A 25141-nucleotide genomic window follows, 5' to 3' on the forward strand; every position below is an offset into this window, starting at 1 on the left:
GCCGGGCTCAGGCGAAGGCCTCGTAGCGGATGTCGGGCGACTCCATCGACAGGCTGGACAGACGCGGCGCAACCTCCCGCGCGAACAGGGTCAGGTTCTCCACCGTCTCCGCATGGCCCAGGGTCCCCGCCTGCCCCATCATCAGCAGATTGCCGAACCCGCCGACATCGGCATAGAAGCGGCTGATCTGGCCGAATACGTCGTCGGGCGTGCCCACGAACATCAGGCCCGCATCGATATATTGCTCGATCGTCGGATCTGACGGCAGCGGGCTGCCATCGCGCAACCGCGGACGGATGGCGTTGGGCCCGGCCTTCAGCAGGCGGACATTGTCCTTCACCGACGTGAAGCCGGCCGGGTTGCGGAACTGCGGGTCCAGCCGCGCCGCCGTGGTGAAATAGGCCTTCATCTGTTCAGCACGCTGGAACGCGGTCCGGCGGTCCTGGGCGACGGAGACCAGGCCCAGATAGGCCAGCCGGTCGTCGGACGCGGGCCGCCCGTGCGTTTCCTGATACGTCTTGCGATAGGCGGCGAAGACCGACCGCGCCACCGCGCCCGACAGGAAAGTGGCGCAGACATAGCCGAACTGGGCCTGCTGCGATGCGCTGGAACCGCTGGATGCGGTCATCCAGATGGGGGGCGTCGGCTGCTGGATGGGCCGCGGCCACAGGCTGATGGAGCGATAATTGAAGAATTCACCGTCCCAGGAGAAATTCTCGCCCTGGTTGGTCAGCGCCTCGGTGATCAGGTCATGCGCTTCCCAGAACCGGTCCATGAACCGTACCGGCTGGCGGTTGGACATGAACACCTCGTAGGCTGCCCCCTTGACCAGCCCCACCTCCAGCCGGCCGTTGGAGATGACATCGGCCATGGCGATCTCTTCGGCCACACGCACCGGATTGGCCCGATTGCCAATGGGAATACCCAGGGCCAGCAGCCGGGCATTCCGGGTCTGGCGGGCCAGGATGGCCAGCGTCGTCATGCAGGAGGTCGACATGCAGGTCGCCGCCGCATGATGTTCGTTGATCATGATGTTGTAGCCCAGCTCATCGGCCAGAACATACTCATCCAGGTAACGATTGATCAGTCGCCCCGCCTCGACCGGATCGCAATGATGCTGCGGCAGGGTAATACGCATCGGCCCCGGTACGTCGAAGGCGGGGTGGTAGGCTTGTTCGCTGAATTGCCAGACTTTCATGGAAAACCTCCTAGGCCGCAGCCGTAACGGCGCGGCGGGCGAAATGGTCGATGCGCTGCGCCGCCAGTTCGGGACGGTCGACATAGATGCGATGTCCACATTCCGGGATCGTTTCGAAGCTGGAACCGGGGATCATTGCCGCGTAGTCACGCCCATATTCCAGGGAGGCGATGGCGTCATCTGCACCCCACAGGACCAGTGTGGGCGCCGCAATCCGATGCAGACGGTGGCGCAGCTTGGGATTGCACATATAGGGCGACCAGCCGAACAGCATGGTGGCTTCCGCATTGCGCACACGCCGCTCCAGCACCGCGTCCGGCATGCTGGCAAGATCCAGCTTCGGCACCGGTGTCACCTGCGACCGCTGTTCCACCGCGGCGACATCATGCATGAAGATGTCCGCAACCCGGCGGTCCTTGCGCGAAGCCGTCTCGATGCCCAACGGGGCGCCCAGCACCGACAGGGCAATGCGGTTGTTGTTCTTGACCAGGATTTCGGCCGCGATCCACCCACCAAAGGAAAAACCGGCCAGCACGATATCGCGCAGATCCAACTGTTCCAGCAGGTCCAGGTAGAAATATCCCAGGTCATCGACAGTGGAAAAGGCGCGCGGAAGTTCCGACGCGCCGAACCCCGGATGTGACGGGGCGTAGACCTTGTGCGTCGCGGACAGCAGGTCGATCAGGGGGGACAGTGCCTCCACCCCGTCCATGCCATGCAGAAGCAGCAGGGGCCTGCCTTCGCCCTTGACCAGCATTTCCAGGCGCGCACCGCCGACTTGCAGATACTGCGTTCCATTAAGAGAGTGGGCGTCCGCCGTGTCACTATTCATCCGCTACGACCTTTCATGGACGCTTCAGCGCTTGATTGACGATGCCCAATTTTTGGCCGCCCAAAGGCTTCACCGTCCAATTCTTTGTCTTGCAGAACCGATGCCGCCGCGGTATCAATTACTCATGGAACTCCGACATCTCCGTTATTTTCAAGCAGTTGCACGCGAGGAGCACTTTGGTCGCGCCGCGCAGGCAATCCATATCGCCCAGCCGGCGCTGACCCGGCAGGTCCGCGATCTGGAGGAGGAACTGGGCGTCCAGCTGTTTGAAAGGTTGCCGCGCGGCGTCCGGCTGTCGCCGGCGGGTCGGGCCTTTCTGGAAGACACAAACGCCATCCTGGAAAAGCTGCAGCGGTCTGTCGCCCGCGCCAAAAGCTATGCCACGGGGCAGGTCGGTTCGGTACAGATCGGGTTCAGCGAGATCGCGTCGCGCCATCCTGACATCCCGGCGAAACTGCTGCGCTTCCGGCTGGATGAGCCCAAGGTGGAACTGAACCTTCTGCCGATGAGTTCGTTGAACCAGATCGATGGCTTGCGCAATGGCACGGTGGACGTGGCCATTGTCTATGACATCCATCTGGCGGAAGAAAACCAGGGGCTACTGGAATCCTGCGCGCTGGGCAGCAGTGAGATCGTGCTGGCCATCCATGAGGATCATCCGCTGGCCAACCTGCCGATACGGATGAAGGATCTGGCCGAAGAACGGTTCATCTTCCCCGCCCGCAAGCCCCAGCCCCGCTATTTCGACCGGCTGATGCAGGCCTGCCTGGACAATGGCTTCTCGCCCAACATCATGCAGGAAACGGCAACCGACAGCATTCTGTTGAGCCTGGTGGCTGTCGGCATGGGCATCGGCTTCACCCAGCAGACACGGCAGGTCCCCCGCCAGGGCGTGCTGCTGCGCAAGGTAGAGGATCTGGACCTGTCCTTCGGCCTGCACCTGGCCTGGCGCAAATCCGACCCCTCCCCCGCGGTGCTGCGCTTTATCAACGCGATGCGGTAGGGGTGTCTGCACACCGTAGCTGCCGGTACGCTGTCACCAGTTCGCGCTTGTCCATCACCCCCAGCTTGCAATAGGCGCGGCGGCGATAGGTCACGACGCTGGACAGGGTCAGTCGGGTCGCCCCACTGATCTCCGCTTGCGTCCGCCCCAGGATCAGGCTGGCCGCCACCTCCGCCTCCCGCAGGCTCAGGCCAGCACCGGCGGCCAGAAGGGTCAGCGTCACATCCTCGGGCGCGTCCCCGCAGGGCCCGGCGCTGGTCAGATCGACATGCCGGGCCAGGGCCGCCATCAGGACAGGTGCCAACGCCTCCACCCGCGCGATATCCGCCGGCTGGAAGCCACCATCACTGGCCGCGCGGTAAGCGCTGGCGATCAGGGGCTGCTTTCCTGATGACAGGATGCTGAGACGCTCTGTGATGCCGCCGCGGTCGTAGCAGCTATGGCGGTAATCGGCATCGTTGATATCGCCGGCACGGGTGCGAACCAGCAGGGTGCCGCTGCCCGCACGGGCCGGACGCACTGCCCGGTCCTGGCGCCAGAAGCGGTTGGTATAGGCCTGTGATGCGGCCCGCGCGAAATCCGGGACACCACGGCATTCCCCTTCAGCAAACAGGATCAACGGCGCCCCCGGGCCCGGACGGGCGAAGGCGGAAAACAGCCGCGCTCCGCACAGATGGGCCAGGGTGCCCAGGAAGCGGGCGGGGAATTCGGCCCTCCCCACCGTCGTCACGACGCCGGCCAACATTGCCATGTCGTCCTGCCTGTTCATGTCCTTGTCCTCCCGCCGGGGGGACGAAGCCCGGCCCCGTCCGCCTTATCCTGGCTGAAACCATGTGAACCTGTCAGGGAGCCGTCACGATGACCACGCCACCGAAGATCAAGGGCCTCTACCATTTCGCCTATCCTTGCCGCGATGCGGAGGAAACCCGGCATTTCTACGAGGACCTGCTGGGCTTGCCCCTGGTGAACTGCATGACGGCCGACCGCGTGCCCAGCACGGGGGAGGCCAAGCCCTATGCCCATCTGTTCTTCGCCATGGAAGACGGATCCTACATTGCCTTCTTCGATCTGGGGGAGAACCAGATGCCCGCCCCCTCCCCCAATACCCCGGCCTGGGTACAGCATTTCGCCATGGAGACCAGATCGGTCGACGATGTGCTGGTCATGCGCGAAAGGTTGCTGGCACACGGGGTCGAGGTGCTGGGACTGGTCGACCACGACTTCGTGAAATCCATCTATTTCTTCGACCCCAACGGCCTGCGCCTGGAAGTGACGGCCCGCACCGAATCTCCCACCCATCTGGCCGATGCCGCCCGCGACGCCCACACCGCCATCGACGCCTGGACGGCGGCGAAGGTCACGCGGCTGGCGGGGCGGTAGGAAGGCGCCACTTTCCGGGGTAGGTCACGCGCCCGGCCCCGGAAGACAGCCCCCTTATCCTTCCAGAAAGCCCTTCCGCCGGCTCCAGTCCGTGATCAGGCCGATGCAGGTGGAAAGGTGTTCCGGCTGGCCGATATAGTAATGCGTGGCTCCGATGATGCGGTGATATTCCTTGTCCGGCGTCGACAGGGCTGCATGGATTGCCGGGTTGTGGGACGCCGGCACCGCATCGTCGGCGGTGTTCTCGATCTGCAGCACCGGCGTGCGGTGGATGCGGGCGGCATTCAACGGCCCCTTGGCATTGGAGAGATCATAGCTCCACTGGCTGAGCCAGGACCGCAATGTACAGAACCGCGCCAGCCCGACCGGTCCCACATTCACCGTGCGCGGATCGCCCATATAGGTCCAGCCCGGCCGCCTTTCATTGGGATCGACCGTCGGGTCGATCCAGCGCACATCGCACATGGTCCGGTGGACGATGAAGGCGCGTTCCTGTTCTGACCCGCCCCGTCTGCGCAGCCGTTCAAGCTGTTCCTGGCACCAGTGGGTGATACGCCGGTTGCGTGCCACCTGCCGGTCACGGAAATGCGCGATGAAATCCGCGCTGAAGGCCGGCTTGTTGGGGCAGTCATTGGCGTAAATGTCGAATTCAAGGTCACGCCGGTCGGGGTCGGCTTCATCCAGCACCGACGGGTCCAGCCATTCGGTCAGCGTTTCCGCGCGCGACAGATGGGCGGCAATGAAGATGACGCCATCCGCCATCTGCAGCCCGGCCTGGGTCAGGTCCAGCGCGTCGCCGGCCGGCGTGTGGGTGATGGACGGCTTCTCCGCCTGCCCCTGATAGAACAGCGACAGGGAACCCCCGCCCGACCAGCCGACCAGCACCACACGCTCGTAACCCAGCGCCTCGCGCGCGTGCGCGATCCAGCGGCCCAGGTCGATGGCGACCTTTTCCATGATCAGCGCGCTGTCATTGCGCGGATAGCGGCTGGCCGCGCACAGCACATGCAGGCCGCGGTCGGCCAGCGCCATTGGCATCGGCAGCAGCTGCAGCGTCGATGTCGGGTGCATGAACAGATAGACCGTGCGGGCGGTTTCACCCGGCCGGGACAGCAATTGCCCCTCCAGATTGACCTTCCCCGAATTGCCGGCAAAGCCATAGGTTTCGCTGAACCCCCTGATATCGGGGAAGCTGACCACCTGCGGCTGCCGGGTCCAGGCCGTGGGTTGCGACATGTTCGTTTCTCTCCAGATTTTCGGTATGCGTTAACGCCCGCTTACAGCGGCACCGTTGTGACGTCGTGCCGGAACAGCCATTCGTAGCGATCGGCCACCCGTTCCGGGTCCCATTCGTGGTCGACATAGGCCTGCGCGCCCTCGGCATCGGCGAGCGCTGGATTGTGGAAACGGCCGGCATTGGCGGCGGCCCCCTGCACCACGCGGGTGGTACGGGGAATGCGCACCTGCTGATAGGCCTGGAACGCCCGCGCATGATCGCCTTCATAAGCTTCAAGCGCGCGGGCAAGGATATAGCCATCCTCGATCGCCATGGCCGCACCAGACGCCAGGAAGGGCAGCATCGGATGGGCGGCATCACCCAGCAGGGTAACGCGGCCCACGGTCCAGTTGTCCAGCGGCTGGCGCGACAGCAGCGCCCAGCGGAAGGGCTGCGGGATGGCACGGATATAGGTGCGCACATCCTCATGCCAGCCGGGATAATCGGCCAGATACGCCTCCACCGTCGACGGGCTGGACCAGGATTCCGTCTTCCATTCCTGGTTTTCCACGACGCTGGAGAAATTCATCAATTCGCCACGCCGGATCGGGTAATGCACGATATGGCCACCGGGTCCGATCCAGTTGGTGCCGACATCGCGCACCAGATGGGATGGCAGTCGGTCCATGGGGATGACGCCGCGCCAGGCCACGATGCCGGTGAAGCGGGCCGCCAGTTCACCGAACAGCTTCTGGCGGATGATGGAATGCACGCCGTCGGCGCCCACTACCAGATCGACCCGTTCCGCCGGTTGGGCTGCAAAGCGCAAGGTCACCCCGCCCGGCCCCTGTTCGACATCGACACAGCGCGACGCCAGACGGATCGCGTCGGGCCGCAGCGCACGTACCGCCTGGGCCAGTACCTGATGCAGGTCGTTGCGGTGGATGGTGACATAGGGCGCGCCATAGCGTTCCACCGATTGCGGCCCCAGATCGAACAGCTTCCAGGTCTGGCCCGTGCTCCACAGCCGGATTTCCTTGCCGACGGGGCAGAAGGACTGCGCCAGGACGGCATCCAGGATGCCAAGCGCCGCGAATACGCGCGTGCCGTTGGCGCTGATCTGCAATCCGGCCCCGACCTCCCGCAACTCATCGGCCTGCTCATGGACCGTGACATCGAACCCGCGTTGCAGCAGCGCCAGCGCCGCCGTCAATCCGCCGATCCCGGCCCCGACAATCGCTATCCGCATATGGCACCTCGTTTGACAGTCTGTCATTCATCTATAACGAACATTATTCGTCATTATCACAAGAGTCGAGCCCCAGCAGAGCCATTGCGCAGTCGACGCCAACGCCAAGCTCTGGTACCCATGGCGGCAAAGCAGTGAGAGACCGATGCCGAAATCGCCCGAAGAGCCCCTCAGCCAGAAGCGGCGCGTGCAGTCGATCGAGGTGGGATTCCGCGTCATCCGGGTCCTGCAACGGGCCAACGAGCCGATGGCCCTGCGTGACATCGCCAAGGCGGCCGACATGCCGGCCAGCAAGGCGCACCTTTACCTGACCAGTTTCATGCGCGAAGGGCTGGTGGCGCAGCATCCGCAGACGGCGCGCTATGCCCTTGGCCCCTATGCGACCGAACTGGGCCTGTCGGCCATCCGCCAGCTTTCCGTCGTGGAAGCAGCCAATACCGAAATGGCGGCCCTGACGGCGCAGACGGGGTGTGCCACCTACCTGTCCGTCTTCACCGAATACGGCCCCGCCATCGTCTCCAAGGTGGATGGCAACCGGCAGGGCGCCTTCACGGTGCGGCTGGGCCATGTGCTGCCCATGGCCAGCTCGGCCACGGGCCTGGTCTTCCTGGCCTTCCTGCCCCAGGCCCAGACCTACCTGTCGGCCGAAGGCGACGCTGACACAATGCCCCCGCCCGACCTGCTGGCCGAAGTACGGCGCAATGGCTTTGCCACGACCAGCGGGTTGATCAACGCCAATTTCGCCGCCATCTCCGCTCCCATCTTCGACTATAGCGACGGCATGGTGGCGGCATTGACCCTGCTGGGTCCGGACAAGTACTTGAGCGGGGAGCGGACGAAGCCCAGCATTGCCCAAGTGCTGGACACTGCCGCCCGTATCTGTGCGAAGCTGGGCGGCCGTCCGCCGGGAACGAAGCCACCCGCCACCTAAATCGCGATGGCGACCGACTTCACCTCCGTATAGGCCTCGATCCCCTCCCTGCCATTTTCGCGTCCCCAGCCGGATTGCTTGAAGCCGCCGAAGGGCAACGCCGGGTCCAGCCCGCCGCCATTGACCCGTACCGTGCCGGCCTTCAGCTTACGCGCCAGCCGATGCGCGGCGCTGAGATTCTGGGTCCAGACGACAGCTCCCAGCCCGTAATCGCAGTCGTTGGCCCGCGTCGCGATGGCATCCAGGTCGTTGTCGCTGAAGGACATGGCGCAAAGGACGGGTCCGAAAATCTCCTCCCGCACCACGGACATTTGCGGCGTGGTGCCGGTCAGCACCGTCGGTGGCACGAAATAGCCGGGGCCGTCGAATGCCGTTCCCTGCCCGCTGATCCGGGCCCCATCCTTCAATCCGGCGTCGATATAGGACAGGACCCGTTCCTTCTGTTCGGCAGATACGACGGGGCCCATCTGCGTCGTCGGGTCCAGGCCGGGTCCGACCTTCAGCTTCCCGGCAAAGTCCGCGACCCCTTCGACCAGGGCGTCAAAGACGCTTTCATGGGCGAACAGGCGCGACCCGGCATTGCAGATCTGTCCCGCATTGGTGAAGATCGACCGGGCCGCCCCCTCGATGGCGCGGTTGATGTCGGCATCCGGCATGACGATGACGGGCGTCTTGCCACCCAGTTCCAGCGTCACCCGCTTCATGTTGCCGGTCGCGGCCCTGATGATCAGCCGCCCGACCTCGGTAGAACCGGTGAAGGTCACCTTGTCGACGCCAGGATGAGCGACCAGCGCAACACCAGCCGTCTCGCCCACGCCCGTGACCAGATTGAACACGCCCTTGGGAAAACCCACCTCCTCCACCAGATGTGCCAGCTTGATGGCGGTCAGCGGCGTCTGCTCGGCGGGTTTCAGAATGATGGTGCAGCCGGCGGCCAGGGCCGGGGCGGTCTTGGCAACGGCCATGGCCAGCGGCGCGTTCCACGGCACGATGGCGCCCACGACGCCGACCGGTTCACGCACTGTATAGGCGTGCCAGGTGCCAGCGCCCGATAGGTTCACCGTTTCCCCGCCCAGCTTGGTCGTCCAGCCGGCGTTGTAGCGCAGGGTCTCCACGGCATGCGGCACGTCGAACAGGCGGGCATCGCGCAGCGGCTTGCCATTGTTCAGCGTTTCCAGCAGGGCGAATTCATCGGACCTTGCTTCGATCGCGTCGGCCAGCCTCCACAGCAGGCGCGCGCGCTCCGCCGGCTTCATCTCCGCCCACGGCCCGTCCAGTGCAGCCCGTGCCGCCTTCACCGCCGCGTCGATATCCGCTTCCCCGCCCAGTGCGGCGTGGCCCAGCAGCGAGCCGTCGCCGGGATTGTAGGTTGCGAACCGGCCGCCGGTGCGCGGCTCCTGCCAGGCGCCGTTGATGAACAGTCCATGCTCCCGGTCCGCGAAGCGTCGCGCTTCTGCCAGGGCAATCTGGTCCTTTGCGATATCCGGCATGTCTCACCGTCTCGTAGTCTTGGATGGAGGGGGATCATCGGCACAGGGGGCCGGTCAGACGCCCTGGGCGTCTCTTCGTTTGCTATTGTTGAACATCTTCCGTTATTGTGCAACAGATCATTCTTGAGATGTGAGGAATGCGTGACGCAGGAGTTCGACCACATCATCGTCGGCGCCGGCTCGGCCGGTTGCGTTCTGGCCAACCGCCTCAGCGCCGATGGAAGCCGCCGCGTGCTGCTGCTGGAAGCCGGGGGCAGCGACGCCAGCCCCTTCCACGCCATGCCGCTGGGCTTCATGGCGGCCATGGGCGACCCGGCCAAGGATTGGGGCTATGTCTGCGAACCCGAACCCAACATGGACGGACGCACACTGCCCCTGCCGCGCGGGCGGGTGCTGGGCGGCTGTTCCACGACGAACGGCATGATCTATATGCGCGGCCACGCGCGTGATTATGATGAATGGCGCGACCTTGGCTGTCCCGGCTGGGGGCATGACGATGTGCTACCATACTTTCGCCGGATGGAAAGCAGTTGGCGCGGCGCCGGCCCCCATCATGGCGGCGACGGTCCCCTGTCCGTATCACCTGTGCGCCATCCCGCCCTGCTGACGGACGAGATCCTGCAATCCGCCGCCGCGGCGGGCTTTCCCTATAGTGACGATCTCAGCGGGGATCAGCAGGAAGGTTTCGCGCTCAGCGAGGTGACGGTGGACGGCCGGGGCCGCCGCGCCAGTGCGGCGCGCGCCTATCTGCGCCCGGCGCTGAAACGGCCCAACCTGCAGCTGGAGACATCGGCGCAGGTGACGCGCATCCTGTTCGACGGCATCCGGGCCGTGGGCGTGGAATATCGCCGGGATGGCGTCGTCCGGCAGGCACGGGCAAGCGGCGATGTCATCCTGTCGGGCGGTGCCTATAATTCGCCGCACCTGCTGATGCTGTCCGGCATCGGACCGGGGGCACATCTGCGTGACCATGGCATCGACGTGCGGGTGGACAGTCCCGGCGTGGGGCAGAACCTGTCCGAACATCCCATGGTCTATGCGGAATACGCCGCCGCCACCGATACGTTCCTGAACCAGCTTCGCTTCGACCGGGCTGCCCTGTCGGTGCTGCGCTGGGCCCTGCTGGGCACCGGTCCTTTCGCCTCACAGGTCACCTCTTGTGCAGCCCTGCTGAAGACCCTGCCAGCGTTGGACCGGCCGGACATCCAGTTGATGGTGATGCCCGTCAGGCTGGATGCGAAGCTGTGGATGCCGGGCATGGGCCGGAAGCTGGCCGACCGGTTCTCCATCATGGTGATCCAGTTGCACCCGGAAAGTCGGGGGCAGGTCAGCCTGCGTTCCGCCGATCCCGCCGACCGCCCCCGCATCCGGCTGAACCTGCTGTCACAGGAGCGTGACTATGCTGAACTGCGGCGCGGAATCCGGGCGCTGCGCCGTCTGTTCGACACGGCCCCGCTGTCCACCCTCGCCCCGCAGGAAACGAAGCCCGGTGCGGCTTGCCAGAGCGATGCCGAACTGGACGCCTTCATCCGCACCAATCTGCGCATCACCCAACATCCTGTCGGCACCTGCCGCATGGGTACGGGCGACGGCGCCGTGGTCGACCCGGCCCTGCGCGTCATCGGTGTGGACAATCTGCGTGTCGTCGATGCCTCCATCATGCCGACCGTACCCGGTGGCAACACCAACGCTCCGGTGATCATGGTGGCGGAAAAGGCGTCGGACCTGATCTTGACCAGCCCATAAAAAAAGGCGCCGGAGCGGTCAACGCTCCAGCGCCAGTCGAGGGGAATGGGATCAGAACTTGGCGCGCGCGCCGATGACCCAGTAGCGGCCGCGATTGTCGAAGAAGGGGGAATTGGCGATGGTCGGCTGCACGATGCCGTTGGGCGTGATCGGCGGGTCCTCGTTGGTCAGGTTTTCCACCGAGCCGTAGAGCGTGACATTATCCGTGGCATCCCAGGACAGGTTGGCATCGAAATAGCCGATGCCCTTGATGCGATTGTCGGCAATATCCAGAACTGTCCGGTTGAACCGCGTGTCGATCTTGCCGCCGGAAATGTAGCGATAGCCGACGCCAACCTTCCAGTCATCGAAGCTGTAATTTGCGTTCAGATTGACACGCCATTCCGGGATGCCCTGCGGCGGCGGGGAGATGCCGGCCAGCCCGACATAGTCGTTGGTCACGCCATTGGCCGTGGTCGACAGCTTGTCGGCATGGTTGACCAGCAGACGCAGGCGCATGTCACCATCGGTGCCGGCCAGTTCCAGGTCGAAATTATATTCCACCTCCAGATCCTCGCCCGCCACCTTTTGGGAGTTGGCGTTGAAGGGGATGATGTTCACGCCGGTGATGATATCATTCACCTGAATAACGCCGGAACAGAAGACGCTCTGCCCCTTGAAGCAGAAATTCACGATGTCCTGTGCCGCCACGACCGATATCGCGTCCTTCACCTTGATATTGTAATAGTCGAAGGAAGCGCGGAATCCGCTGAGCCAGCCAGGCTGATAGACAACACCAGCCGAGTAGGTGTCGGCCTTTTCCGGCAACAGCTCCGGGTTTCCACCCGTAATCTGCGTCGTCTGCCGGCCGATATTGGTACGCGGGTCGATGATCTGGTTGATCACCTGATTGCCGCGGGAGAACAGTTCGAAATTGTTGGGCGCGCGGATATCGCGGGAGATCGTGCCGCGGAACCGGACATCGGCCACCGGTTCGTAATTGCCGCCGACCTTCCAGGCCCAGACGACGCCGCTGGTCGAATAATCCGTGTAGCGGGCGGCGGCGTTCAGTTCCAGCTTGTTGGCCAGCGGGGCATTCTCCGCCAGCGGCACAACGATTTCGGTATAGCCTTCCTTCACATTGTAATCACCAGTGAAGGGCTGCGCGTTGATCGAGCGCCAGCGGCTGACCGCTGAATTGGCATCCGATGTCTGCACGGTCTTTTCCGTTCGGTATTCAGCACCGGCCGCCACCGATACGGGCCCCGCCCAGGTGGCAAAGGGAGAGCCGGAGATGTTGGCGGCATAGACTTCCTGCCGCATCTCCGCATAGGTGGTCGAAGTACCCCGATAATAGGCCTGGGCCTGCGGGCTGATGGACCCCGCACCGAAGGGATTGATCGGCACGCAGCCGCGGATGTCGCCATAAGGGTCCTGCGCGGCCGTCGGGTTCGGATTATTCAACTGCACACGGCAGATGGGCTGACCCGTGGCAGGGTTGACCACGCTGTCGATGCCATAGTTCCAGCGCTGGGTGATGCGGTTATTCAGCGCCGCCTGATCATAGGTGTTTCGGCTGATCTGACCGGTGGTGCTCCAGGACCAGGTACCGCCCAGCGACCCTTCAGCACCAAAGCTCCAGCGCCGGGCCTTGGTCGTGGTCTTGAAGATGGAATTGCCATCTTCGACATTGATGCGGCCGAACGGAATGCTGGTCAGCTTCAGGGCCGCCATCGCCGCCTTCACGGAGCTGGCCAGAAAGGCGTTGTCGTTTCGGATCTGAAGGGTGCCGGTATCCGGGTTCGGTGCCAGATCGGATTCCGCATGCACTTGCGAATAAAGCATGTCGGCGAACAGGGTAATGTCCTCGGTCGCCTCCATGCTGATCCGGCCATAGCCGCTCTCGCGCTCGATTTCCGGCAGCAGGTTGCCGTCATCGATCACCTGATAGCCGTTGCCACCCTGCATATAGGTGCCGCCGATATTGGTGCCATATTCGAACGGAATCGGTTGGCCATTGGCACCAAATTGCACGCCGGTCCCCGGCGCGAAGCCCAGTTGCGCCGCCAGGCTCTGGGCCAGCGTATTCTTGCCGCCCGACAGGCCGACAACGCCACCCGGTGTCATCTGCGAGAAGACGCCGTTGTCGACGATCAGCAGGCGCGGCTGCCCGTTGGTGGGCGTATAGGCGGAATTGGTCAGCTGCACCGTCCGGTTCCGGCCCCAGGGACGCTCAGCCTGGCTGGTCTGGCCGGAATTATGCAGAAAGTCGCCGGCGATCTCCGCATGCATCTTTCCATCAAGGAAACTATGACCAACGGCAACGCTGGCTTTGGGACGGCGGAAATCGCCATAGTCCGACACGCCGTAGGAGACATCGGCCCGCGCACCTTCGAAGGACTTGTCCAGCACGAAATTGACCACGCCGGCCACCGCGTCGGAACCATAGGCGGCAGAGGCACCGCCCGTCACGATCTCCACATTCTTGATCAGGGCGACCGGGATGATGTTGGTATCGATGGTGCCGGCCGGATCGGTGACGCCGACGCGATTGCCGTTGATCAGGACCAATGTGCGCTGTGTCCCCAGGCCGCGCAGATCGGCATTCGATGCGCCGATCGGTTCGCTGGACTTGCCGATATTCTGGTTCACCTTCAATTGCGGCACGTCGCGCAACAGGTCGGCGACCGTGCTGACACCCCGGTCCTGCATCTCCACGGCCCCGATCGACGTCAGGGGTGTGGGCGCGGTAAAGCCGGAGATGCGCGTGCCAGTAACGATGATCTCTTCCAATTCATCCAGCGGAGAGGCGGCGGCCTGCGTGGGCGTCTGCTGCGCCAGGCTTTGCTGGGGGGCGGCCAGCATGACCAGGCTGGCGCCCAGCGCCAGCAGGCTGACAGCACCCAGGTTCAACGAGAACCGGCCCCGCCGACGCGAAAATCCATTGTCGGACTTGTGACGTTGCACTTGGATCATCTTGTTTCTCCTCCCTCCCGCTTCATTGTCATTCGGGATGCGCATTGTTTGTTAATTTCATATTTCGTTATACGATGACGAAAGTCCAATGCCACTGGCGGTTTGATTGATAACGACCCGGTATCAAACTGTAAGACTGCCCGCTTTTCGGATCAGAAGAAGCACAGGCGCAAGGCCGCGTCGGAGATTTGGCGGCGCACCATCGCGTCCGGGAAAAGATCCAAGAACAGCGCAATCGTTTCCCCGTACGAAACATCCGCTTCCTTGCCAACGAATGGCGCATCGCTGCCCCAGAGCAGGCGGCCACCCCCGGCCTCGGCCAGAAGCCGTGCCGCTGCCGCCCGGCACAGATCCGGGTCCAAGCGGAACCCGGCAGACACTTTGACCCAGGTCCGCCCTTGGGCGACGGCCCGCAGGATGGCCTTGAACCCGTCGCCCGCCATCCCGTCGGGTGCGCGCAGCAGACCGAAATGGTCGACGACAATGTCGATCCCGTGCGCTGCCAGGACGGGCAGGACCAGCGCCTGCTGGGCTGCACTGGCGTTCAGTTCAACATGCATGCCGCAATCGGCCAGCCGGTTCAGGAATTTCCGGTATTGAAAGCTGGCGAAATCGGGCAGGGTGGCATCAACCTTCCACTGCATGCGCACCCCGACCACGCCTTGGTCGCGCAGATGCCGGATGGTCTGGGCATCGGTGTCGGGTTCCAGCATCACCGTGGCCCGCAGCCGTTTGTACCGGGCCAGCGCCGACAGGGTATAGTCGTTATAGTCGCCATAAAGGCTGGCGGCGGTGACGATGCCAAAGGCAATGCCATGCCGGTCCAGATCGGCGATGAAATCCTCCGCCGTATATTCATAGTCCGGACGGGTCCAGGCGTCGTCGCGGAACGGCATGCGCCGGGTCATGATATGGGCATGCGCGTCGACGATGGGCGGTTCTGCGATCATCGGATTACCTGCCGCGTTGGAACAGGCTGCGGGCGGTGGCACGCAGGAAAAGGCGCTGTTCGTCCGGGGTCAGCAGGCTGGCCGCAGAACGCGCCTGCGCCGTCATGCTTTCATAGCTTTCCGGCGTATTGCCCACGTCGGACCCCCACATGATATGGTCGGCCCCCATGATATCGGCCGCCCGCCGCACAAAGACCGCATAGTCAACGCCTGCCTTGTCGAACATGCGGAAATTGATGGTGGTCAGCTTGTAATAGACATTGCGGAAGCGGCGCATGGCGGCCAGTTCGGGCACCAGCCCCAGCGCATCCGGCGGTCCCCCGCCCGGCCACCCGAAATGGTCCAGGGCGATGCGCAGACGCGGAAACCGGCAGGCCAGGCGGGCAATGCGCTCCAGTGCAGCGGCCGACGGCACCCCCGGGGCATACATGATCACCATGGTCAGGCCGTGACGGTCGGCGGCCTGCCAGCTTTTCAACGCCGCCTCGCTGTCCAGCCAGGGATAGCTGCCGTCCTGCTCCGGATAGCCGAACAGGCGCAGCCCGACGATGGCATGGTCGGCCACCATCCGGTCGATGCGGGCCGGCGTCTCCGGGTCCTGGGCATCCAGCATGACGACGGCGGAGAACCGGTCCGGATAGGCGTCGGCCATGTCCAGTAGATAGCGGTTATCCTTCTTGTAGATGGTGTTGTACTGGACGGCTGCCCCGCCGATGATGCCCGTCGCCTCCCATTGTTGAAGCAGATGCTCCCCCGTCATCGGCTCGGCGGCGATGCGGCGGCGCAGATTGTCCTCCCCCTCCCGCGCGTTGCGCGTATCCATGGGATAAAGCTGGTCGTCGCTGGTGAAGACATGCGCATGCGCGTCAAAAATCGGTTCCCGGCTGGTTGCCCCGCCCATGGCTAACCCCTCTTCTCTTGAACTGACATCACGCCGATGCGGCGGCTTGTGTACCCGGGTCCGACTTTCGGCCCAGGAACAGCATGGCCACAGCCGGGATCACACTCAGCACCGCGAAGATGACGAAGGTGACGGCCCGCCCAATATCGGCGCCCAGCAACAGTCCGCCGATGAAAGGACCGATTACCGCCCCGGCACGGCCGAAGCCGACGACAAAGCCGACGCCGAAGCTGCGCAGATGCAGGGGATAATGGGCGATGGTGGTCAGGAACACACCGGTATAGGACCCAACCGTGAAGAAGGTCAGCGCGCAGGCCATGGCGATCATCACCGGCGGCCCCGCCTGCAAATTGCCGAACAGGGCCAGCACCACCCCCATGATGATGAAGAAGATGGCCGTCAGGCGCCCTTCCCCCACCCGCTTGGCCAGCATGCCGACCGCGATATGGCCGACCGACCCGGCAATGCCCTGGATGACGCCGGCAAAGCTGGCCTGCGTCGGGGTCAGGCCCGCCTCCACCAGCACGGTCGGCTTCCAGTTCAGCAGGAAGTACCCCACCACCGCATAGATGAAGGAGGCCGTCCACATCAGCACCGACAGGCGCCGGACGTCGGCAGACAGCAGCGCCACGGCCCGATTATTTGCCTTGCGCGCCTTTTCCGGTGGCGGCGGCAGTGCCGACAGCAAGGGCTGGCCCAGGCCCGCCAGAATCTTGTTCAGGCGCGGCAAGGCGTTGCGGGGCTGCGCCGTCAGCAGGTAGGTGGGTGATTCCCACATGAACAGCACCAGCACAACCAGCAGTGCGACATTGATGCCGGCCCCCACCACGAACACGGCACGCCAGCCATAGGGTGCCAGCAACAGGCCGGTCACGGCCCCACTGATGGTCATGCCCATGCTGAAGCCGGTATGCAGCAGCGACAGCATCAGGTTGCGGCGGTCATTATTGGCGAATTCGGAGACCAGCACATTCAGGCTGACCACCAGCATGCCCAGCCCCAGCCCCATCAGGAACTTCAGAACGGTCAGCATTTCCATGGAACTGGCGACGGCCGACAGGGCATGGGAGAGGGTAATGCCCAGCAGGGCAATGAAGGTCACGCCCCGCCGCCCGATCTTTTCCGCGATCGGTGCCGCCGCGAAGGCGCCGATGGCCAGGCCCAGCGACCCCATGCTGAACAGAAGGCCCAGCGCGGCGCGCGGCGCGTTCCATTCTGCCGTGAACAGAGGGGCTGTATAGGCCGCCGACATCATGTCGTAGCCTTCGGTGATGTTGATCAGACAGCACAGCGCGATGATCACATATTGCCGCATGCGCATCGGCATGGTGGCGATGGCATCCAGCGGATTGGCCGACATGGTGCGTCTCTCCCGGTTTTCCGACTTCTGTCGTTTGCGGGGACGATATGGCTGCACCGTCCCCTTGCAGGCACCGTCACTCGGCCGCGGCAGACTGGCGCGCCGGTTCGTCCAGCCCGATCAGCCGGGCGGCGTTAAGGCCGATCATCTTGCGGATGTCATCGTCAGAATAACCCAGGCCGATGCACATGCCGATGACATGCCGGAACCCGTCCACCGGCGACGGGTTGCCAACCTGGCCCAGATCGGAGCCGATGATCGTGCTGTCGACGCCACCGGCCTTGATCACCTTGTCCAGGCTGTCGGGCGTGTAGTTGCGCCCCTGCACCCCCGCCCACATGCAGCAGGAATGTTCCAGGAAGGCGCCCATGGCGGCCAGTTCCTTCATGTCAGCGGCATTGGCGTCGATCAGGAAGGTCGGGTGGTTGACCAGCAGCCGCTTTACGCCGCGCTGCTTCGCCTCCGCGAACAGGGGCCATATCTCGCTGATATGCAGATGCCCCGCCGACAGGATGGCGTCGTACGACGCGATCAGGTCCAGGATCACCTTCGCCTCGTCCACCAGGGCGCCACGGTTGTCCACGACCGACAAGGCCGTCGGCGCCAGCATCTGTTCCTTGGTGGGCAGGAACTGGCGGCGGTGGGAATGCCGGATATGGTTGGCGGCGGAGAAGGTGGGCATCCAGACCAGCCGCGCACCCAGCCTGAACCCGTGCTCCACGGCATAGGGGTTCAGCCCGCCCGTGGTGTTGTTCAGCGGCACGCCGGTCAGCAGCTCGATCTTCGGCTTCATCGTCTCCTTCAGAAGCTCGGCCACTGGCGTCACCGAATAATAGTGATCCTTGAACAGGATCGCGCGCAGACCGGCGGCTTCCGCCTGATGGATCGCCTCCACATGGTTCAGGCTGCGCGGCATCACTGACGGGCCGCTATGGCAGTGCAGGTCAACAGCACCGACAAGCAGGGCATCAATCCTGGGGTCAGTCATTTCTTCCTCCCGTTTCATAAACGCCGCGTTGACCGCGGTTCGTGTCCGTCAGGTCAGAGTTCAGGGGCCGGATAATCCGCCGCGTTCAGCACCCAGCCTTCGCGGGCCGAAAAATCGCGGCGCGGCGGGCAGAAGACATCCAGCAGCCGGTTCAATCCCGGCGCCGTGCCTTGCGATGTGTGCGTCGCCGGCGGCGGGATCACCGCCACTGACGGGCTGGCACAGAATTCGTGGCTGTCATCCAGCCAATGCGCGCTGTTCCCCGTCCAGGGCCAGCGCAGGTGATGGATGAAGGTGCCGGCCGTGGCGACGGAATATTGTTCGAAATCATCATGGTGATGGGGTGACAGATCGGCCGGGTCGCGCGGACCGGACCGGCCGCTGGTCAGGTTCACCATGATGGTGGAACAGCGATACAGGCGGCCGAAACGGCCCTGCTGGCCCGGCACGTCGCCCGAATAGACGCGGATGCGCCAGCCGCCGACCGGGTCGGGCCAGGGTGCGAATTCCGGCACATTGGGGTCGGGCGTCGCATAGGCCGCGGCATTGCTGCAGCGGGCTGCCAGATCCGTGGAACGAACCGTGATCAGCCGGTAAAGATCGCCCTCGCCCAGGGCCCGGACGCTGCTGTCCCCCGGCGGAATGAAGGCCACACAAGGGCCATGCGCCATCTCCGTCTGGTCGCCGGCCGTGATCTCCACGCTCAGCCCGGCATCGGGCAGGACCAGGGCATATTCATCCACTTGGCCCACCCGGGACAATATCGCATCGGCAGACACACGGCTGTAGGCGATGATGAGATTCTGACCCCGCGTCAGCCAGGTCCGGGCCAAATCCCCGTCCTCAACCGGCGTTTCCTCGTAAAAACGCCCGTATGATGCTGGTTTGAAGGGGGCTGCGGGCGGCTTCGGCGCCGGTGGCGCCAGCGAGGCCCGCAAGTCGTTCTTTCCGTACACACCGCCTCCCGGGGAACAATTATGTATTTTTCGGCATGGGCCGATTTCATCAGTAGGAAGGCAATGACATCTTCAGTCTAATTCTTTTTAATCTTCGATTGATGCCGTCACGGCATCGGTCAGCCCGCCAACAGCTTTGATACCACATTGTTATCGAATGGGACCGCAATCAGCATTTGATTCCCCCCCGCCGATTGCATTGGATGAAGGCACGGCAGACGTCCCGTTCCAAGAGACGTCGCTGGCGGGAGGTACGGTGTGATCAACAGTCTAATCAAGCGACGCCTGGAAAATGACGAGCCGGCCTTCGGCACCTTCGTCAAATTCGCGTCGCCCAATCTTGTCGAGATGATCGGCCTGGCCGGCTTTGATTTCATCATCATCGACAGCGAACATGCGAATTTCACGCATGGGGAGATCGAGGATCTGATCCGGGCGGCCCAGTTGGTCGGGATCAGCGCCATTGTCCGCACCAGCGATGCCGGTGAAGCCAACATCCTGCACGCGCTGGACAGCGGGGCCAGCGGCATCCAGGTGCCATCGCTGAATTCGGCGGAAGAGGCCCGCGCCGTCATCCGCCGCGCCAAATACCATCCCCATGGCGAACGCGGCTGGGCGCCCGGCTGCCGCGCCGGCGATTACGCCTTCACGCCGGCCAGGACCTATATCGAACAGGCCAACCGCGACACGACAATTGTCGTCCATGTCGAAAATGCTCGCATGGCCGCCGATATCGACGCGCTGTGCGCCGTGGGCCATCTGGACGTTGCCTTCATCGGCACGGGCGATCTCAGCCAGTCGCTGGGCCATCCCGGCGACCCGGACCATCCGGACGTGCAGAAGGTCGTGGACGGGGTGGTGGCCGCCTGCCAGCGGGCGGGCCGGCATTTCGGTGTGGTGGCCAGCAATCCGGACGGCCTGAAGGGCTGGATCGACCGCGGCGCCCGCTACATCGCCTGGCAGTCCGACATGGTCATGTACAAGAACGCGCTGAAGGGGGCCGCGGACCGGTTCGCGCCCTTCCGCACCAACCGAGGGTAGGTCCCTTATGCAGACCGATGATTATGGAACGGGAGGGCAGCCGCCTTCCCGCATGGATCTGACGCGCCTGCTGCGTCCCCGCTCCATCGCCATTGCCGGCGCCTCTCCCGACCCGGCATCGGTGGGTGGGGCCGTGCTGCGGAACATCACGGGATCGGGTTTCACGGGTCCCCTGCATCTGGTCAGCCCGACCCGCAGCGAGATCAGCGGCATCCCCTGCCTGCCTTCCATCCAGGCCCTGCCCCACGGCGTGGATGTGGCGGTGCTGAACGTGCCGCGCAAGGCCGTACGGGAGGCGATCGAAGCCTGCATCGACCGCGGTGTCGGCGGGGCCATCGTCTTCGCCGCCGGCTTCCGGGAAGCGGGTGAGGCGGGCGCGCGGGAGCAGGAGGAAATCGCCCGTATCTGCCGTGCCGGCAGCCTCGCCCTGCTGGGGCCGAACTGCATGGGTTTCGCCAATTACGCCAGTGGTGCCGCCCTTTCCTTTGAATCGCTGGAATTCCAGCCGGCGGCAGAGGGGCCGCATATCGGGGTCATCGCGCAAAGCGGCGCCATGGCGTCGAACATCCGCTCCGCCTTGCTGGCACGCGGGGCCCGCATCAGCCATGTGGTGACCACGGGTAACGAGGCCGTCGTCCGTATCGACCACGTCATCCGCTATCTGGTGGCCGAAGGCGCCAGCCTGATCGCCGCCTATGTGGAACAGATCCGCGACCCCGCCGCCTTCCTGGCGGCGGCCCGGATGGCGCGGGAGGCGGGGCGGCCCATCATCCTGGTCCATCCCGGTGCCAGCGCGTCAGGTCGCGCCGCGGCCCAGTCCCATACCGGCGCCCTGACCAGCGACCATGCCGTGATGAAAGCCGCCGTGGAGGATGAAGGCGTCATCCTGGTCGAAACCATGGATGAACTGTTCGACGTGGCCGCCATCCTCTACCGTTTCCCCATGCCAAAACCGGGGGCGGTCGCCATCATCACCAATTCCGGCGCCATCCGGGGCCTGAGCCTGGATTTCTGCGAGAAGATCGGGCTGGACGTTGCGGTGCCGGCAGCGGAAACACTGGAAGCATTGCGCCAGTTGCTGCCCCCGCAATGCGAGGCATCCAATCCGCTGGATGTCGGTATTGCCGGCTTCTCCGACGCGTCGGTCTTCGCCCGCACGACGGAGGTGATGATGGCCGACCCCGCGGTCGGTTCCGTCCTGCTGGCCCTGGCCGGTGGCGGCCCCTGGCAGCAGCGGGCCAAGGCGGAAGTGATCGCTCCCTTGGCCCTTACCGCGCCAAAGCCCGTGGCCGTCGCCATCATCGGGGACGAGGCGGCGCTGGACCTCGCCTGCATCGCCGGGTTCCGGGAGACCGACACGCCGCTGTTCCGGTCGCCTGACCGGGCGCTGCGGGCCTTCCATGCCATCCAGCGCCAGGCAGCGGTGCCGGCCCATATCGCCGGGCGGTCGCGGCGCACGGGTCCCGTGGCCGCCCTGCCGCGCCGGGGATCGCTGCCGGAATATGAAGGCAAGGCGGTTTTGTCGGAATTCGGCGTGCGCATTCCGCGCGGCGTGCTGGTTTTCCGCGACGTGGATTCCGCCGCGCAACTGGCCGCACGCATCGGCTATCCCATCGTCATGAAGTTGCAGGCGGCGTCGCTGGCCCACAAGAGCGAGGTGGGCGGGGTCATCGTCGGCGTACCGGACGAGGCGGCACTGCGGGCCGGCTGGCAGGACCTGATGGACCGCGCCCGCCAGGCCATTCCCGACGGCGCCGTGGAAGGCATCCTGATCGAGGAAATGGCGCGGCCCGGTCTGGAACTGGTCATCGGCGGGCGCAACGATCCCGAATGGGGGCCGTTCGTGCTGTTCGGGCTGGGCGGTGTCTGGGTGGAGGCGCTGGACGCGCTGGAAATGCTGCCTGCCCATGCCGGCCGGGCCCAGATCCTGGAACGGCTGCATCAGATGCGCGGCGCCAAACTGTTGGGCCCCTTCCGGGGCAAGCCGGCGCGCGATGTGGGGGCCGTGGCGGACGCCATCATGGCCGTGGGCAACATCCTGCGCACCCACCCGCGCCTTAAGGAAATCGACGTCAACCCCCTGACGGTCTTCGCCCGGGGCGAAGGGGTCATGGCGCTCGACGCTCTGTTCATTACGGATTGAGGAGAGAATAACATGACGACAGCAGAAGCCATCGCGCAACCCAAGCCCGTCCCCGGCGGCCGGGAAGTCCTGGTCGAATTCGATGACGGGATCGCCTGGGTGCAGATCAACCGTCCCGCCAAACGCAACGCCATGAGCGTCGGTCTGGCCCGGGAGATGAACGAGGTGCTGGACGCGCTGGAAACCGATGAACGCTGCGGCGTCATCGTCCTGACGGGCGTGGGCGAGGCCTTTTCCGCCGGCATGGATCTGAAGGATTTCTTCCGCGCCACCGACGGGCTGGGCGATATCGAACGCCACCGCGCCTACCGTTCCACCCGCGCCTGGCAATGGCGGAACCTGATGCATTATGCCAAGCCGACCATCGCCATGGTCAATGGCTGGTGCTTCGGGGGCGCTTTCACCCCGCTGATCTGCTGCGATCTGGCCATCGCCGATGAAAAGGCAGTGTTTGGCCTGTCGGAGATCAATTGGGGCGTCATTCCCGGCGGCGTGGTATCCAAGGCCATCGCCACCGTGATGGGCGACCGTCAGGCGCTGTATTACGTCATGACCGGTGAACAGTTCGACGGCGCCAAGGCCGTGTCCCTGGGTCTGGTGAATGAGGCCGTGCCCAAGGACAGGCTGCGCGCCCGCACCGCCGAATTGGCCCGCACGTTGCTGGGCAAGAACCCGACCGTGCTGCGTCAGGCCAAGCTGGCCTATAAATATGCCCGCGAGATGGACTGGGAGCAGGCGGCGGAATATCTGACGGCCAAGGTCGACCAGACCAATTTCGTCGATCCCGAACGCGGCAAGGAACAGGGGCTGAAGCAGTTCCTGGACGAAAAGACTTTCCGGCCCGGCATGGGCACCTACAATCGTCCGGAATGATGCCAGCGGTCCCCTGACCGCTGGCCCGGCGGCGACTGCCGTCGCGCGGCACATGCCGCGTAAGCCAAGCCGCCGGATGGCGGCGCCCGGCGCCTGAGGGACCGGATAGGATAGGAAGGAGCAGTCCCATGAAAAGGCCCAGCAGTGCCAAGGGAAGCGAATTGGCGGCCGTCGCCCCGGCCCTGGTCGACCTGACCGACCGGGTGCTTTACGAGGAGGTGTGGGAGCGCCCGGGCCTGTCCAAGCGCGACCGCAGCCTGATCACCGTCGCGGCCCTGGTCGCGATGTACCGGCCCGAACAATTGCCGGCGCATCTGGGCCTTGCCCTCGACAATGGCCTGACGAAGGAGGAGATCGGCGAGGCGCTCGCCCATCTCGCCTTCTACGCCTCCTGGCCGTCCGCCATCTCCGCCAGCCGCAAGTTCCTGGAAGTCATCCAGGCGCGCGAGGCGGCGGGGAAGACGGACTGATCTTTCTCTCCGGCGTCTTGATAAGCGCCAATGAGAGGTATGTGATGACTGATTTCCTGCTTTCCATCGGCGGCGTTGGCGTTGCCGCCGCGTCGGCCTTTCCCGTGATTGATCCCGCCACGGGGGAAGCCTTCGCCATGGCACCCGACGCCAGCCGGGACCAACTGGACCTGGCCGTCGCCGCCGCCCGTACGGCCTTTTCCGACTGGCGACGGACGGATGTGGCAACCCGACGGGCCACTATCGGCGCCTTCGCCGCTGCCATCCGCGCAGAGGCCGAACCGCTGGCCGCCCTGTTGACGCGCGAACAGGGCAAGCCGCTGGCTGCTGCCCGGCGTGAGGTGGCGGTGACCGCCGACCGGCTGGATGGGGCGGCGGCCCTGGATATCGGCGGCGGTCCCCTGCGGGACGGTCCGTGGGGTCCGGTGCGCATCGACTATGTGCCGATGGGCGTGGTCGGCGTCATCGCTCCCTGGAACGCGCCGCTGATCCTGGCCGTGCAGATGGTGGCCCAGGCATTGGCGGCGGGGAATGCCGTGGTGGTGAAACCCTCCCCCTTCACGCCGCTGTCGACCCTGTATCTGGGGCAGATCGCGGCCCGCACCCTGCCGCCGGGGCTGGTCAACACCCTGTCCGGCGGCAATGATCTGGGCCAGTGGATGACCAATCATCCCGGCATCGACAAGATCGCCTTCGTCGGCTCCACGGTGACCGGAAAGAGGGTCATGGAAGCGGCGGCCGCCAGCCTGAAGCGCGTATCGCTGGAACTGGGTGGCAACGATGCGGCCATCGTGCTGGATGATGTGGACGTAGTGGCGGTGGCACCGAAGCTGTTTGCCAGCGCCTTCGTCAATAGCGGCCAGATCTGCATGGCCGTGAAGCGGATCTTCGCGCAAGGCCCCATCGCCGATGCCCTGGCCGAAGCCATGGCGGAGCTGGCACGCAAGTCCCGGGTCGGCGGTGGCTTCGAACCGGATGTGGAACTGGGGCCAGTGCAGAACCAGCCGCAGTTCGACAAGGTGCTGGCCCTGATCCAGGACGCCCGCACCCATGGTGGGCGCATCCTGGCGGGTGGTGGGGCGCTGGACCGGCCCGGCTATTTTATCGCGCCCACCATCGTGACGGGACTGCGGGAGGGCACAAGGCTGGTGGATGAGGAACAGTTCGGACCCGTGCTGCCCATCCTGTCTTTTGACAGTGAGGAGGAGGCCGTGACCCGCGCCAACGCCACCCGCTTCGGCCTGGGCGCCTCTGTCTGGAGTGCCGATCCGGTGCGGGCCGCTGCCCTGGCCCGGCAGTTGGAGGCCGGAACGGTCTGGATCAACGCCCATGGCGGTGCCGCACCTGACCTGCCCTTCGGCGGATTCAAGGAATCGGGTATCGGCCGCGGCCTGGGCGTGGCGGGGTTGCGCTCCTATACCGAAATCCGCGTCCTGCATGGCGTCGACGCGCCTTGACT

21 protein-coding genes are annotated in these 25141 nt (G+C 64.7%); 9 read left to right on the forward strand and 12 right to left on the reverse strand.

What is annotated here, in order from left to right:
• Positions 1–7: 7 nt before the first annotated feature.
• Complete coding sequence (locus ACODTW_RS02445; RefSeq protein ID WP_488944286.1) at positions 8–1198, reverse strand: LLM class flavin-dependent oxidoreductase; 1191 nt, start codon at positions 1196–1198, stop codon at positions 8–10.
• Positions 1199–1208: 10 nt separating this feature from the next.
• Positions 1209–2030, reverse strand: a complete 822-nt coding sequence (locus tag ACODTW_RS02450) for an alpha/beta fold hydrolase (protein ID WP_488944287.1) — start codon at positions 2028–2030, stop codon at positions 1209–1211.
• A gap of 124 nt (positions 2031–2154) precedes the next feature.
• On the opposite strand from ACODTW_RS02450, the gene ACODTW_RS02455 reads away from it, so the two are divergent.
• The gene (locus ACODTW_RS02455; protein WP_488944288.1) at positions 2155–3033 is read left to right on the forward strand and encodes a LysR family transcriptional regulator; all 879 of its coding nucleotides are present in this window, start codon (positions 2155–2157) and stop codon (positions 3031–3033) included.
• Here the strand turns inward: ACODTW_RS02455 and ACODTW_RS02460 are convergent.
• Positions 3017–3802 (reverse strand): helix-turn-helix transcriptional regulator, encoded by a 786-nt coding sequence (locus tag ACODTW_RS02460; RefSeq protein ID WP_488944289.1) that lies wholly within the window; start codon positions 3800–3802, stop codon positions 3017–3019. The two genes, ACODTW_RS02455 and ACODTW_RS02460, sit on opposite strands and share 17 nt — an antisense overlap.
• An 89-nt stretch (positions 3803–3891) precedes the next feature.
• Here ACODTW_RS02460 and ACODTW_RS02465 point away from each other — a divergent pair, with 89 nt between their 5' ends.
• A complete protein-coding gene (locus ACODTW_RS02465) occupies positions 3892–4413 on the forward strand; it encodes a VOC family protein (protein WP_488944290.1) in 522 nt (173 codons plus the stop codon).
• 54 nt (positions 4414–4467) lie between these two features.
• Here the strand turns inward: ACODTW_RS02465 and ACODTW_RS02470 are convergent, their stop codons facing one another.
• Together ACODTW_RS02470 and ACODTW_RS02475 are read right to left on the reverse strand one after the other, a co-directional pair.
• Complete coding sequence (locus ACODTW_RS02470; protein WP_488944291.1) at positions 4468–5649, reverse strand: alpha/beta hydrolase; 1182 nt, start codon at positions 5647–5649, stop codon at positions 4468–4470.
• Positions 5650–5690: 41 nt separating this feature from the next.
• Positions 5691–6878, reverse strand: coding sequence for an FAD-dependent monooxygenase (locus ACODTW_RS02475; protein WP_488944292.1), 1188 nt, complete (start codon positions 6876–6878; stop codon positions 5691–5693).
• 145 nt (positions 6879–7023) lie between these two features.
• On the opposite strand from ACODTW_RS02475, the gene ACODTW_RS02480 reads away from it, so the two are divergent.
• On the forward strand, positions 7024–7809 hold the full coding sequence (locus tag ACODTW_RS02480; RefSeq protein WP_488944293.1) for an IclR family transcriptional regulator: 786 nt from the start codon (positions 7024–7026) through the stop codon (positions 7807–7809).
• On the opposite strand, the gene ACODTW_RS02485 is transcribed toward ACODTW_RS02480, so the two are convergent.
• Positions 7806–9299, reverse strand: coding sequence for an aldehyde dehydrogenase family protein (locus tag ACODTW_RS02485; RefSeq protein ID WP_488944294.1), 1494 nt, complete (start codon positions 9297–9299; stop codon positions 7806–7808). The genes ACODTW_RS02480 and ACODTW_RS02485 overlap by 4 nt on opposite strands.
• Positions 9300–9440: 141 nt before the next feature.
• Here ACODTW_RS02485 and ACODTW_RS02490 point away from each other — a divergent pair, with 141 nt between their 5' ends.
• Complete coding sequence (locus ACODTW_RS02490) at positions 9441–11045, forward strand: GMC family oxidoreductase (RefSeq protein ID WP_488944295.1); 1605 nt, start codon at positions 9441–9443, stop codon at positions 11043–11045.
• A gap of 51 nt (positions 11046–11096) precedes the next feature.
• Here ACODTW_RS02490 and ACODTW_RS02495 read toward each other — a convergent pair whose 3' ends face one another.
• The 6 genes from ACODTW_RS02495 to ACODTW_RS02520 form a co-directional block, all read right to left on the reverse strand.
• Complete coding sequence (locus tag ACODTW_RS02495) at positions 11097–14000, reverse strand: TonB-dependent receptor domain-containing protein (RefSeq protein WP_488944296.1); 2904 nt, start codon at positions 13998–14000, stop codon at positions 11097–11099.
• A 152-nt stretch (positions 14001–14152) separates the two neighbouring features.
• On the reverse strand, positions 14153–14950 hold the full coding sequence (locus ACODTW_RS02500) for an amidohydrolase family protein (protein WP_488944297.1): 798 nt from the start codon (positions 14948–14950) through the stop codon (positions 14153–14155).
• A 4-nt stretch (positions 14951–14954) separates the two neighbouring features.
• Complete coding sequence (locus tag ACODTW_RS02505; RefSeq protein WP_488944298.1) at positions 14955–15851, reverse strand: amidohydrolase family protein; 897 nt, start codon at positions 15849–15851, stop codon at positions 14955–14957.
• Positions 15852–15879: 28 nt separating this feature from the next.
• Entirely contained in the window at positions 15880–17211 is a 1332-nt protein-coding gene (locus ACODTW_RS02510; protein WP_488944299.1) for an MFS transporter, read from the reverse strand.
• A gap of 76 nt (positions 17212–17287) precedes the next feature.
• A complete protein-coding gene (locus ACODTW_RS02515) occupies positions 17288–18199 on the reverse strand; it encodes a DUF6282 family protein (RefSeq protein ID WP_488944300.1) in 912 nt (303 codons plus the stop codon).
• Between the two features lie 53 nt (positions 18200–18252).
• Positions 18253–19032 carry a hypothetical protein gene (locus ACODTW_RS02520; protein ID WP_488944301.1) on the reverse strand — a complete coding sequence of 260 codons (780 nt, stop codon included), beginning with the start codon at positions 19030–19032 and terminating at the stop codon, positions 18253–18255.
• A 381-nt stretch (positions 19033–19413) separates the two neighbouring features.
• Between ACODTW_RS02520 and ACODTW_RS02525 the strand changes: the two genes are divergently transcribed.
• From ACODTW_RS02525 to ACODTW_RS02545, 5 genes are all read left to right on the forward strand, one after another.
• A complete protein-coding gene (locus tag ACODTW_RS02525) occupies positions 19414–20196 on the forward strand; it encodes an HpcH/HpaI aldolase family protein (RefSeq protein ID WP_488944302.1) in 783 nt (260 codons plus the stop codon).
• 7 nt (positions 20197–20203) lie between these two features.
• A complete protein-coding gene (locus tag ACODTW_RS02530; RefSeq protein WP_488944303.1) occupies positions 20204–22339 on the forward strand; it encodes an acetate--CoA ligase family protein in 2136 nt (711 codons plus the stop codon).
• A gap of 12 nt (positions 22340–22351) precedes the next feature.
• Complete coding sequence (locus ACODTW_RS02535) at positions 22352–23212, forward strand: p-hydroxycinnamoyl CoA hydratase/lyase (RefSeq protein ID WP_488944304.1); 861 nt, start codon at positions 22352–22354, stop codon at positions 23210–23212.
• 128 nt (positions 23213–23340) lie between these two features.
• Positions 23341–23682, forward strand: a complete 342-nt coding sequence (locus ACODTW_RS02540; RefSeq protein ID WP_488944305.1) for a carboxymuconolactone decarboxylase family protein — start codon at positions 23341–23343, stop codon at positions 23680–23682.
• A 44-nt stretch (positions 23683–23726) separates the two neighbouring features.
• Positions 23727–25139 carry an aldehyde dehydrogenase family protein gene (locus tag ACODTW_RS02545; RefSeq protein WP_488944306.1) on the forward strand — a complete coding sequence of 471 codons (1413 nt, stop codon included), beginning with the start codon at positions 23727–23729 and terminating at the stop codon, positions 25137–25139.
• Positions 25140–25141 lie beyond the last annotated feature (2 nt).

Source organism: Niveispirillum sp. FG148 (assembly GCF_057809655.1).